This is a genomic window from Pseudoalteromonas sp. TB64 (assembly GCF_000498095.1).
Taxonomy (GTDB): Bacteria; Pseudomonadota; Gammaproteobacteria; order Enterobacterales; family Alteromonadaceae; genus Pseudoalteromonas.
This window is the reverse complement of sequence record NZ_AUTQ01000148.1, coordinates 1-12,960: the sequence shown is the minus strand read 5'-3', so window position 1 is coordinate 12,960 and position 12,960 is coordinate 1. Positions and strand designations below refer to the sequence as shown.

General features: G+C 37.9%; 12 protein-coding genes and 1 tRNA gene. 2 read left to right on the top strand and 11 right to left on the bottom strand.

Annotation, left to right across the window (positions count from 1 at the left end):
* Nucleotides 1–83 precede the first annotated feature (83 nt).
* From L647_RS0112075 to L647_RS0112055, 5 genes are all read right to left on the bottom strand, one after another.
* Nucleotides 84–159: transfer RNA gene (locus L647_RS0112075), tRNA-Gly, on the bottom strand.
* A gap of 212 nt (nucleotides 160–371) precedes the next feature.
* Nucleotides 372–917 carry a CDP-diacylglycerol--glycerol-3-phosphate 3-phosphatidyltransferase gene (gene pgsA / locus L647_RS0112070; RefSeq protein WP_033024409.1) on the bottom strand — a complete coding sequence of 182 codons (546 nt, stop codon included), beginning with the start codon at nucleotides 915–917 and terminating at the stop codon, nucleotides 372–374.
* 42 nt (nucleotides 918–959) lie between these two features.
* Complete coding sequence (uvrC, locus tag L647_RS0112065) at nucleotides 960–2,783, bottom strand: excinuclease ABC subunit UvrC (RefSeq protein ID WP_024611319.1); 1,824 nt, start codon at nucleotides 2,781–2,783, stop codon at nucleotides 960–962.
* Between the two features lie 9 nt (nucleotides 2,784–2,792).
* Nucleotides 2,793–3,443 (bottom strand): UvrY/SirA/GacA family response regulator transcription factor, encoded by a 651-nt coding sequence (gene uvrY, locus L647_RS0112060; protein ID WP_007377972.1) that lies wholly within the window; start codon nucleotides 3,441–3,443, stop codon nucleotides 2,793–2,795.
* Nucleotides 3,444–3,564: 121 nt separating this feature from the next.
* On the bottom strand, nucleotides 3,565–4,716 hold the full coding sequence (locus tag L647_RS0112055) for a dicarboxylate/amino acid:cation symporter (protein ID WP_024611318.1): 1,152 nt from the start codon (nucleotides 4,714–4,716) through the stop codon (nucleotides 3,565–3,567).
* Nucleotides 4,717–5,090: 374 nt separating this feature from the next.
* Between L647_RS0112055 and cysK the strand changes: the two genes are divergently transcribed.
* Together cysK and L647_RS0112045 are read left to right on the top strand one after the other, a co-directional pair.
* Nucleotides 5,091–6,059, top strand: coding sequence for a cysteine synthase A (gene cysK / locus L647_RS0112050; protein WP_024611317.1), 969 nt, complete (start codon nucleotides 5,091–5,093; stop codon nucleotides 6,057–6,059).
* A 142-nt stretch (nucleotides 6,060–6,201) separates the two neighbouring features.
* A complete protein-coding gene (locus L647_RS0112045) occupies nucleotides 6,202–6,636 on the top strand; it encodes a hypothetical protein (RefSeq protein ID WP_024611316.1) in 435 nt (144 codons plus the stop codon).
* Between the two features lie 72 nt (nucleotides 6,637–6,708).
* On the opposite strand, the gene L647_RS0112040 is transcribed toward L647_RS0112045, so the two are convergent.
* From L647_RS0112040 to L647_RS0112010, 6 genes are all read right to left on the bottom strand, one after another.
* Nucleotides 6,709–8,985: an acyl-CoA dehydrogenase gene (locus L647_RS0112040; protein ID WP_024611315.1), complete on the bottom strand. Its 2,277-nt coding sequence runs from the start codon at nucleotides 8,983–8,985 to the stop codon at nucleotides 6,709–6,711.
* Nucleotides 8,986–9,314: 329 nt separating this feature from the next.
* Nucleotides 9,315–10,118 (bottom strand): putative porin, encoded by an 804-nt coding sequence (locus tag L647_RS0112030; protein WP_024611314.1) that lies wholly within the window; start codon nucleotides 10,116–10,118, stop codon nucleotides 9,315–9,317.
* Nucleotides 10,119–10,319: 201 nt separating this feature from the next.
* Complete coding sequence (locus L647_RS0112025) at nucleotides 10,320–10,694, bottom strand: PH domain-containing protein (RefSeq protein ID WP_024611313.1); 375 nt, start codon at nucleotides 10,692–10,694, stop codon at nucleotides 10,320–10,322.
* Nucleotides 10,694–11,602 (bottom strand): ABC transporter ATP-binding protein, encoded by a 909-nt coding sequence (locus tag L647_RS0112020; RefSeq protein ID WP_024611312.1) that lies wholly within the window; start codon nucleotides 11,600–11,602, stop codon nucleotides 10,694–10,696. Before L647_RS0112020 ends, L647_RS0112025 begins: the two co-directional genes overlap by 1 nt.
* Entirely contained in the window at nucleotides 11,599–12,426 is an 828-nt protein-coding gene (locus L647_RS0112015) for an ABC transporter permease subunit (RefSeq protein ID WP_024611311.1), read from the bottom strand. The genes L647_RS0112020 and L647_RS0112015 overlap by 4 nt, the downstream gene beginning before the upstream one ends.
* A 154-nt stretch (nucleotides 12,427–12,580) precedes the next feature.
* Nucleotides 12,581–12,960 (bottom strand): PLP-dependent transferase (locus L647_RS0112010; RefSeq protein ID WP_029880454.1); only part of this gene is annotated, 380 nt, incomplete at its 5' end.

Here is a 12,960-nt window from a genome sequence, read left to right as displayed (position 1 = left end):
ACCGAGGTAAACGGATTTGCAATCCGGTGCATGGCCACTCTGCCATTCCGCCCCAGTACGGGGTATTAACCTTAAGATAAACTTGGAGCGGTACACGAGGCTCGAACTCGTGACCTCGACCTTGGCAAGGTCGCGCTCTACCAACTGAGCTAGTACCGCATTTTATTTATCAGTTAGTTGAATTAACACATGATGATTTATGTGAACATTCAGGTAACTGATTAATTACCGTTTTGTTTATCTCGGGGGCTATGCCCTCTCAACACGGACGCATTCTACAGAGATTATTAAACGCGTCAATACAAAAAATGATAGTTTTGAACTGTTTGCTTGTTTTTTATCTAAAATGGTGCGTTATTATACGTTTACAGTTAATTTTTAGTCAATTCCCCCCATGCTGCACGTAAATATTGCACCATAGAACTCAAGGTTAAAAACGTCGCTATATACAATAAGCCAAAACTTAGATAGTTCATCCAAGTATCGTATTGCCAAATTAGACCTATAATGGCTAGCATTTGTGCAGCTGTTTTTATTTTACCCATATTGGATACAGCTACATTACCGCGCTTACCTTGTTCAGCCATCCATTCACGAAGTGCTGATATAATTATCTCACGACTTATAATAATAAGTGCAGGAATAGTCATATACATAGATTGATAATGATCCGATAGTGCAACTAACGCAGCGCACACCATTACTTTATCAGCAACGGGATCTAAAAAGGCACCAAATGGAGTTGATTGCTCAAGTTTGCGAGCTAAATAACCATCAAGTATATCGGTAATTGACGCAAGCCAAAAAATAAAAGCAGCAGCGAAAAGCGACCAGCTATAAGGCAAGTAAAATATCACCAAAAATACGGGGATAAGAAAAAGTCTAAATGTTGTGAGTGTGTTTGGAATATTCCACATAACTACTTGGATATGTCTTTTTTGCTATATTCGCATGTAGGGCTAGCCCTTGTCATGCAAATGGTTAAATATCTTCTCAGCCATGTCAGGGCTGATCCCAGGAACTTTCTTTAACTGTTCTATATTAGCAGCTTTTACTCCCTGCATGCCCCCTAAATATTTTAATAATGTTTGGCGGCGTGTAGAACCTACTCCATTTATTTCTTCTAACAATGATTGTGTTCGTTGTTTTTGGCGCTTATTTCGATGCCCAGCAATAGCAAATCGATGAGATTCATCGCGTATATGCTGTATTAAATGTAGCGCAGGTGCATCAGAATCCATTGGGATAGTTTTTCGACCACCGTCAATTAATAGTGTTTCAAGACCTGGTTTACGGCTGGTCCCTTTTGCAACACCGACTAATAAAGGCATTTTCGCATGCGGCCAATTAGAAAAATATTGTTCAGCTCGCCCTAATTGCCCTTTACCACCATCAATAAAAATAACATCAGGAATCTTATCTTCATCTACTAATTTGTTATAGCGTTTGTTAAGTGCAAACTCCATTGCAGCATAGTCATCACCACCTGTAATTCCCGTTACGTTATAGCGCCTGTATTCTTTTGTATTTGGTCCTTGCGAATCAAATACAACACAACTTGCAACTGTGTTCTCCCCCATGGTGTGACTTATGTCAAAACATTCCATTCGGGTTATATCATCAAGACGTAATGTTGCTTTTAATTGTGCATAACGTTTATTAATAGAGTCTTGGGTACTTTGTTTAACTGCTATGCTATTTAATGCATTTTTATTTGCGAGTTGTAAGTATTGAGCACGTTCACCTCGAGTAACAACTTTAAGTGTTACTTTACGTTCGCTTATTTGCGTGAGTGCTTCACCCAATACTTGGCTTTCTTCTATTTCGAATGGCAGTATGATTTCTTTTGCAATACGCCCTGTCGCTCCAGGAGCTAAGTAGTACTGACCTAAAAATGAAGTAAGTATTTCTTGTTCGCCGGAATCTTTAGGCACTTTTGGGAAATATGTTTTACTGCCTAATACTTTATGATCTCGGATCATTAATAAATGAATGCCGTTTAAACCATTCAAATGAGCAAAACCCACTACATCCATTTCAGCAAAATTACCTGAAATAGATTGTTGCTCCTGCATTTTACGAAGTAGCATTATTTGGTCGCGTACTTTTGCAGCTAATTCAAAGTTTAACTGCTTGCTCGCCCCTTCCATTTTTTTTATTAAGTCGGCAATTACTTCGTGAGATTTGCCGGTTAAAAATTTGCGAACGTAATCAACTTGCTCACTATAGTCATCATCCGTTACTTTATTTACACATGGAGCTGAGCAGCGTTTAAGCTGATATTGTAAACATGGACGACTTCTTGCGCGATAATATGCATCTTCACATTGGCGGACCGGGAATATTTTTTGCATTAAACGCAAGCTTTCGGAGACAGCTCCAGCGCTTGGAAATGGTCCAAAGTACTCACCTTTCACTTTACGACTGCCACGATGAAACGCTAACCGTGGGTGTTTATGGCTAGTGAGTAAAATATAAGGGTACGACTTGTCATCGCGTAATAATATGTTGTAACGAGGTTGGTATTTTTTTATAAGATTATTTTCAAGCAACAGCGCTTCGGTTTCAGTATTCGTAAGCGTGACTTCAATATCACAAATATTACTCACTAAAACACGCGTTTTACTGTCGGTAATGTTACTTCTAAAGTAACTACTCACCCGTTTTTTTAGGTGCTTGGCTTTACCAACATAAATAACTTGGTCTTTACTATCAAGCATACGGTAAACACCCGGCTCGCTTGATAGTGTTTTAAGGAAATGTACGTGATCAAATTCAGACATAAATTATAGTTAGTACGAAACGTCTATATCAATCATTTTATGGCGAATAGCTAAATGAGTAAGCTCAACATCACCACCTACATTTAACTTTTCAAACATACGGTAGCGATAGCTATTTACTGTTTTAGAACTTAGATTCAAACGCTCAGCTATATCTTGTGCTTTTTCACCTTTAGTGATCATAAGCATAATTTGTAGCTCTCGCTCAGATAAACTCTGAAATGGGTTTTCGTCTGTGCGACCCGTTACTTGTGCTAATGCAATTTGTTGTGCAATTTCTGGCGCTATATAACGTTGACCGGCATGAACGCAGCGAATAGCACGTACCATTTCGTCAGAACCCGCACCTTTGGTTAAAAAGCCATGCGCGCCAATCTGCATTACTTTGCTCGGAAACGGGTCTTCGCAATTAACAGTAAGCACAATAATTTTCACATCAGGGCAATAGCGACAGATTTTTTTAGTCGCCTCTAATCCGCCCATACCTGGCATATTCATATCCATTAATACTATGTTTGGCGCGTGCTGACGACAAAACTGTACCGCTTCTTCACCAGTTTTAGCTTCGCCAATTACTTTAAACCCTCGTACGTCATCAAGAATACGCTTGATACCTGTTCGTACAAGTTCATGGTCATCAACTAAAAGTACATTAATCAATGGAACATCCTCACTTACCTAACAACATGCAATTTAATAAAATTAATTTGCCACAGTAACATAGATAGAGCGAAACAATAACTAATATTATTGTTTCGCTCTGACAGCTTAATATAACCTTTTAAGCTGACGATTTTTCACTAAATCGGTCAACCCATAATGCAATGATACCATCACCCGTTACATTACACGCAGTACCAAAACTATCTTGTGCTAAATAAAGTGCAATCATCAGTGCAACCGCCCCTTCATTAAAACCAAGCATACTCGTTAATAACCCAAGAGCTGACATAACTGCACCACCTGGTGCACCTGGTGCAGCAATCATCACTACGCCTAACATCATAATAAACGGTAGCATCCCCATTAATGAAGGTACTTCCATACTTGGTGACAAAAACATAACAGCCATTGCACACGTTACGATTGTAATCGTAGAGCCTGATAGATGAATAGTCGCGCAAAGAGGCACTGTAAAGTTAGCAACGTCTTCTTTAACGTTATTTGCTTTACTTGATTGTAATGACACCGGAATAGTCGCCGCACTCGACATAGTACCTAAAGCAGTAAAGTAAGCAGGTAGCATATTTTTAACTAGTTCTATTGGGTTGCGTTTAAGTAACACCCCAGTAGCTATATATAAAACGCTTAGCCATAGCCAATGCATAACAAGTGCCGCTATTAATACAACACCAAATGTTTGCAATGTATCTACCACAGTGCCTGCCACCGTCATTTCGGCAAATACACCAGCAATATAAAATGGTAAAGCTGGAATAATTACTTTCGAAAGTAAACCATCAACTACATCACGACCTTGATCAGATACTTTTTTAAGCGTATCAAGTTCTAGTTGGCTCATGCCAATACCAAACACAAAAGCAGTTACCAATGCCGTCATTACACCCATTAATGGTGGAATTTCTAAATCAATAAAGCTACCAATTTCAGTAGCCACTTCAGCTTCAAATGTAATGCCGCCACTTAAAAACGGTATAACAGCGCTTACTAATAAAAAAGCGAGTGTTCCGGCAATAATCGTAGAGCTATAAGCAAAACCAACTGTTTTTCCTAATAAGTGCCCAGATCCCTTTGGTAAACCGGCAATACCCGACGCAATAAAAAATAAAATAATAAGGGGAATGGTAAAGGAGATAATTTGACCGATAAACTCTTTTACGGTAAATAAAAGTTCAACACCAATTAAAGGTACGTAGAGACCGACCAAAATACCGGCCACAATACCGGCAATTAATTTTAAGATTAACTTCATTGTGATTGCTTAATTGAATTTAGATACGTGTTTTTATCATGTTTTACTTAGCTTGTGTCATAAAACTGTTCAACAGTGGTTCATTCGGACAAATAACCAACAATCATTAAAGTTTTTGTATATAAAATGTATTAAATAAATACAGGACTTTACTCAAACAAAGTTTGATCGAATTAACTTTTAATTAATCGCACTCCTTCAATAACTAAAGCCCCGGCTATTGTGGATTTTTATTTCACTTAGTTATAAGCTCAATAGATATATGTTATAGCCAAACTTTACTTTAGTTTTTTTAAACTCTCAGTAAAGTGTGACTATATAGTTAGTAGCAAAAGCTATTAACACGTTGATCCGATTGTATCCAAAGGAACATTATGTCTACTATTTTTGAAGATAACTCACTAAGCATCGGTAATACACCGCTGGTAAAACTTAACCGTGTTACAGGTGGGAATGTATACGCTAAAGTTGAATCTCGTAATCCTAGCTTTAGCATCAAATGCCGTATTGGTGCATCAATGATCTGGGAAGCTGAAAAATCAGGTCAGCTTGTTGAAGGTAAAGAACTTATCGAGCCAACTTCAGGTAATACTGGTATTGCTTTAGCCTTTGTTGCTGCAGCACGTGGTTATAAATTAACACTTACAATGCCAAATACCATGAGCTTAGAACGTCGCAAGCTATTAAAAGCGCTAGGTGCAAATCTAGTACTTACCGACGGTGCTAAAGGTATGAATGGTGCAATTGAAAAAGCAAAAGAGATTCAAGCAACAGCACCTGATAAATATATTTTATTACAACAATTCGAAAACCCTGCAAACCCTAAAATTCATTTTGAAACGACGGGTCCTGAAATTTACGATGCGCTTGATGGCAAAGTAGACTTTTTTGTAGCAGGTGTAGGTACTGGTGGTACTATTACAGGTGTCAGTCGTTATCTTAAAACAGAAAAAGGTCTAAACGTTAAATCGATAGCTGTTGAGCCAACTAACTCTCCAGTTATTAGTCAAACGCTTGCTGGTGAAGAAATTAAACCAGGTCCTCATAAAATCCAAGGTATTGGTGCAGGCTTTATTCCTGGCAACCTAGATATGGATTTAATTGATGGCGCAGAACTTGTTTCTAACGAAGACGCAATTGCAATGTCACATCAGTTAATGAAAAAAGAAGGTATTTTAGTGGGTATTTCGTCAGGTGCAGCGGTTGTTGCAGCTAAGCGAATTGCTGAAAAACCAGAAAATGCTGATAAAAATATTGTTGTTATTTTACCTAGTGCAACTGAGCGTTACTTATCAAGCCCTATGTTTGATGAAGAGTTTAGCGATCAAGAACTAGTACAATAATTATTTTTGGTAACCTTTAAAAGGATGCTTTAGGCATCCTTTTTTATTATTTATTGTCTAATTTTATATTTATTACTCATCCCAGCTTTACATCCTCACTGATTAATCACACACTTTAAAAAATTAATTAATAATAATCAGTATGAAAAAAATCAGTAGTTTATTAAGCCTAATTATTTGCCTCTTTTTAGCAGCCTGTGGTGATAATGTAAAATCACTTAACGACACTCCAGGCGAAACAGCAGCCGCTTACTTTGATGCATTATATAATCAGCAGGATCTTCAAAAAGCTTCTACTTTAGCAACACCAAATCTAACTCGTATAATGAAATCTTACGGTACAGCAAAACAATTTTCACGTAACTTAGTCAATATGCAATACGATGAAGTTGTAATTGAAGTTGACATGTCAAATATGAGTTTGCGTGAGCAATATGGCGACAGCGCTAAAATAAATCTTATTTTTACTGGTTATTTGAACGGTGGAAAAATTGATGAAATGCGTAGCGTAAGTATGTTGCGTAAAAAAGGCAGATGGTATGTAGATAAAATACTTGCTGACCCTTATGCCAGATAAGTAAACTAAATTTAAAGTAAAAGGCCTTACATTTGTAAGGCCTTTTTTATTTTAGTTATTCCATCAAGCTGATTACAATTCACCTGGTTGAAAGTTATCAACCGCAATAGCCTGCTTTCTTAACTTATTAGCATGGTGCATTGCATCTGCGTCTGCTTGCTCAAGTAACTTATTTTCAAGTGCATAGTTAATAGCGCCTTCAATATCAAGCGTTGCTGGCACACTGCCCTTGCGTTGCCATTGTTTTAAATCTTTAAACTGCGCTTGCATATCGTGCATCGCTAAAAATGCATTTTCCATTATCCCTGTGCCTGCATTTTCATCCACATAGCATAAGTGAGTTAAGCGGTTTCTAAACACACCTGGTTGGGTCATGTGTACACAAATGCTTTGCGCTATTTCATCACTTGGTCTGTGATAATGATTCCCAAGCGGGAACACAATGCGTTTAAGTGTAAAATTAACTGCCGGGTTAGAAAAGTTTTTAAAGAAACCATCAAATGCTTGACCGATTTCGAATAAGGAGTTCTCAATTGCATATTTAACAAATGGTAAATCTGCTTGTTGGCGCCCTTCATCTTCATAACGTTTTAAAACGGTTGATGCTAAATACAAATGGCTTAGTACATCACCTAACCGTGCAGATATCATTTCTTTACGTTTAAGCTCTCCGCCTAGCATTAACATTGCCACATCTGTGCAAATAGCTAAACCTCTGCTCATTCTGCTCAATTGTTTATAATAGACAGCCGTTTCACCGCCTACAGGTGCTTTAGCAAAGTAGCTTCGTGTTAACCCATGTACAAATGCCATGCCTGCATTACTTGTTGCAAACATAATATGGTTCATTAATAAACCATCAAACTGCTCAAGTGCTGCATCGTCATCTTCCATTGCAGCGGCTTCCATTTCTTTTAAAACAAACGGATGGCAGCGTGTTGCACCTTGACCAAATATCATTAAATTACGCGTTAAAATATTAGCGCCTTCTACCGTAATTGATACCGGAATACCCATGTAGCCATGCGCTAAATAGTTGTTAGGTCCTACTTGAATACCTTTGCCTGAATGAATATCCATTGCATCGTTCATTACCGTACGACCCATTTCAGTCATATGGTATTTAGCAATAGCCGTTACAACCGATGGGCTTAGCTTTAAGTCAATTGCGCCAGCAGTCATTAGCCTGCACGACTCAAGTGCGTAAGTTAAACCACCAATACGCGCAAGCGCTTCTTGTACACCTTCAAATTGCCCAATAGAAACACCAAATTGTTGACGTACCATTGCATAGGCCGATGTCATTTTTGAAGCTAAATGCCCAGTTGCAGCACTTAATGCTGGCAGTGATATACCACGCCCTGCACTTAAACACTCAACAAGCATTCTCCAACCGCGCCCTGCACATTCTTGACCGCCAATAATCCAATCAAGTGGTATAAATACATCTTTACCGTAAGTTGTGCCATTCATAAACGCCATATTAAGCGGATAATGACGCTCACCTGTTTTAACACCAGGGTGGTCTGTCGGAATAAGCGCACACGTTATACCTAACTCTTTCTTATCACCTAATAAAGCATCAGGGTCATGCATTTTAAATGCTAGACCGAGTACGGTTGCCACTGGTGCAAGTGTAATGTAACGCTTTGACCAGTTTAAACGCAGTCCCATTACTTGTTCACCATTATGCTCCCCCATACACACCACGCCTGAATCAGGAATGCTGCCAGCATCAGACCCCGCTTCTGGTCCTGTTAGCGCAAAGCAAGGTACATCTGTACCATTTGCTAAACTTGGTAACCAACGGTCTTGTTGCTCTTTAGTACCGTAATGAAGGAGTAGTTCACCTGGTCCCAAGCTATTAGGTACCATAACAGTTACTGCTGCTGTTAAGCTTTTAGTCGAAATTTTTGACACTATCGTTGAATTAGCTATTGCTGAAAACTCACGACCGCCAAACTTTTCAGGAATGATCAGCGCAAAAAAACCTTCAGTTTTTAAGTAATCCCACACTTCTTTTGGTAGGTCTTTATCTTTTTGTACAATCTGATAATCATCAAGCATTGCCAATAAAGTTTCTACCTGCTCAGCCATAAAAGCATTTTCTTTATCACTGAGTTCTGGTTTTGGAAAGCTATGTAATTTTTTCCAATCAGGATTACCGCTAAATAACTCTCCATCCCACCAAACGTCACCCGCTTCCATTGCTTCGCGTTCTGTTTGCGATAATGGTGGCAACACCTTCTTAAACATTTTGAAAGTAGGTCGGCTAATTAAGTTAAGGCGTATGTCCTTAACTACAAAAATAACAACAACCACAACCAGTAATATAATAAATACTGACATGTGCACATTCCTTATACATTGAATGAAAATAGTACCTTAATTATGACCCATCTTAATTTAAATACAATCATTGCAAGATGACTAAAACGCCTCAATATTTTATTTTTAAATTAGGTACTGTTAATCACCTAGCTTTACTATTTTTCGAGCTAATAAAAAAATTAGCTTCAGCATAAAAATTACATAAATATGTATTATTAAAGATAAGATGCTGCTTTGCTCATAGCCCATTTTCATTATTTATTTTGCAGCAAACAACAAAAAGCCCGCTTAAATAAGCGGGCTTTAAACTATATTTTTGTATTAATTAGAGAAGGTATATTCTCTAATTAAAACTGATAACGCATGTTAGCAAAGTAAGCATCGTTGTCAGAGTCATCAGCATTGTTACCGTAACCTACTTTTAAACCAAGATTTTGGTTAAAGAAGTGTTGAGCACCAAAAGTATAAGCATCTTCTTTATTGTAAGAAGCAAATACTGATGTTGCTTTGCTGAAGTAGTAATTTGTTTCTAAGTTCCACTGATCGTCAGCTTCAGAGATGCTTTCGAATGTACCTTCAACAGTTAAAAAGTTACCTTCTTGTAAATCAACAAAGTACTTAGCTGCTACTGAGCGGTAATCAAAATCATCATCAGACTCAACAGTTACACCAACATAGTCAGTACCATTAAGCATGTAATTATATGCTAAAGAGAATAACGCGTAGTCTTCGCCGTCATCATTTTCAACAAATTTTGCTTTTGCAAGTAAATCTGGGTTGAAAAAGTAACCAGCTGTAAACGCGTAAGATTCATCATTTGAACCAAAGTCACTGTTTTCGTAAGAAGCACCAAAAACAACATCTTTATAAAAATATTCGCCGCCAACCGATGTTACATCGCTTGCGTCGTTATCTGTGTACGAACCAAAAACATTAGTTTGCTTATTGATGTACTCAAACTGGTCGTAAGGACCTAATGTCTTTTTAGGAGAGAAATAATAAGTAGAATCGATACTAAACTGGTCATCATTATTACTGTCTGTAAATTGGTAACCTAAATTACTTATTGAATTATAGCTGTCTGCTGCCATTGCAGTGGTTGCAGCGCCTGATAACAAAATGCTTGAAATAATAATTGCTAATTTTTTCATTATGATACTTCCCTATGAACATTGCTTTTTATGCTATAGCTGTGTAGCTAAAGTCGGGGCACATGCTAACGTGAAGAAACTGAATGAAAACTTAACTAACTTCCTGTATTTGTTAGAATAACTGTAATAAAGTGTAACAAACCGTAAAGTTAAAGTAGTTGCAACATCTAGTCAACAACTACTTAATATATGTACTAAATATTAAAGTGCATGCTGACTAATTATACGATATACGTCGTTAATATTGTCACCAGACTTAAACTCTTTACTAATTGGAGTAGGATCTGAACCCACCCATATTTTTAGCTCTGCATCTAAATCAAAATGACCTGCACTTTCTTTGCTAAATTTGGTTATTTTAGAATAGCCAATACTAACCATCTCCATTTTAGAGCCGGTCATACCTTGCTTATCAATTAAAATTAAGCGTTTATTAGTAAAAATAAACATATCGCGTACTACTTTGTATGCTTTTTCTACTTGCTCACCGTCAATCAATGTATTGCTGAGAACTTTTTCTAAATCTGAATCATCAACTTCGCTTGCGTTACCCATTAGCCCGCTTAATAAACCCATTATATTTTCTCCTGTTTGAATATTTGATTTTCTAACGTATGACCATTAACTAACTGCCTGTACTGCCAGTTTTGTTGATGACAAAAGTTCAGTAGTGCTATATCAAGTGGGTCGCTCGTTGGTTGATACTCAACAACATATTCTTTATGTTGACTCATATACACATGGCTCACCCCTGCAATTGCTTGAAGCTGCTGCTCAACATTTTGATAAGTCTCGCTAAGCATTAGCGTGTAAAAGTGTTTATCCGTATTATTTGTTTTAGTTTGATGTTCGCTTAATACACCTTTATCTAAATGAAGTACCTGTGAGCATAGTCGTTCAAGCTCTGTTAAATCATGGGAGCTTAAAATAAAAGTAGCTTGCTCGCTAAGTGATGATACTAGTTCACGTACTTCTCTGGCATGAATTGGATCGAGCCCTGCGGTTGCTTCATCAAGCATTACAATTTGCGGCGAGCCAATAAGCGCTTGCGCTATAGTGACGCGTTTACGCATACCGTGAGATAGATCACCTGCGCGCTGCTTTGCAATCTCTTTAAGACCGACTAAATCAAGCACACGCAATGCTTCTGTTTGGCTTTGCTTAGCACCCATACCTTGTAGCTTTGCATAAAAGGCTAGTTGCTTATCTATATTAAAACGAGGATCAAGTTGCGCATCTTGTGGCAATGCACTTACCTTATTAAATAAAGCAGCGCTCCCTGGCTTATGCCCTAATATTTCAAGGCTTCCTTTACTTGGTGCTATATAACCACATAGCAAACTAAATAATGTTGTTTTACCTGCACCGTTTGGTCCAACAAGCGCCACTGGCGCACCTTTTTGAATTTCAAAGTTCACATCATTAAGCGCAAGTTTAGTACCATACGATTTACTCAAACCACTGCCTGTAATTAATGGTCTCATAATGAACTCCTTGCAAAAATACGTTGAGCAACGCCTAGCAACACTACAGTTTGTACAAGTGGAATAGCCAATGCGCTTAACAAAGACAAATTTTGTCCTGCTAGTTGCTCAATTTGCACACCTGGAAATAAATAATCGAGGATGTTTAACGCCGATATTTGCCATTGCAATATACCAACAACAATACCGCCTGCAGCAAAGTATAAAATTGCTAACACAATAGATAAACGTGATGAGCGAGCAAAGGTATTAATTAACGTCATTAGTGCTACAAATGGGCATAAAGTAACAACCAATATTAAAAATATAGACACAGCACGAACAAGCCCACCAGCAAGTAAGCTAGGATCTCTAAAAGCGAGCACAGCGAATGTTGCTACAAGCGTAATACCAACTAAACAAGCCAATACTGCTAATTGTCCTAAAAAACGACCAAAGAGTATTTCAAAACGAGTTGAACGCAGTGATAAAAATCGAAGTGTGCCACGCTCTCTGTCACCTACAGTTTGGTCGCTACAAATAAATAAACTAAAAATAGGAAAGCTATAAAGGGCTATAAGCCAATACATGGCAAACTCAGCTTCAGGCCAATCAAGTAGCTTACTCAACCCAATAGAGCCAGAAATATCTCGCGCGATTTGTTCAAAGTCGGGGGCGCTTACTATGCTAACAGCTTGTCCTATTGGGTAACGTAAAATTATGATCCAAACAAGCGCAAATGCAGCCAAAGCTATTAGCCCACGTTTAGTTAAAAACATCCGTACAAGCTCAAATCCCGCTATTTGCGTTAATCGCCCTACGTTTATTGGTAATGGTGTTGCCATTGTCTATCCTTAATGACGTTAAACTCGCTTTAAAATAAAGCACTATCTAGCAACACTAAGTGTAAACACCTTGAATTACCAGCAAAAAAAAGCTCACCAATGGCGAGCTTTGTAACAATATATTTGAATGTAACAGCATAAATTGCATTAAAAATTATAAATGCTGCTTATAAACCTCTAGCGCTTGGCTTAAATCGCTAATTAAATCTTCAACATCTTCAAGACCAATATGCAAACGAATAACGGGCCCTAAATCCCACCCAGTATCAGAACGCAAACCTTTCATGGTTAAATTAGCAGTTACTAAGCTTTCAAAACCGCCCCACGAAAACCCCATTTTAATATGCACAAGGCTATCTAAAAATGCGTCAATTGCTTTTTGGTTACCGGTTTTCATTACAAATGAAAACAAACCATTACTGCCATCAAAATCTCGCTTAAAAAATTCATGCCCAGGGCATGTTTCAAAAGCAGGGTGTCTAATATGATCCACAAGCTCGTGCTGCTCAAGCCATTTAGCAACTGTTATGGCTG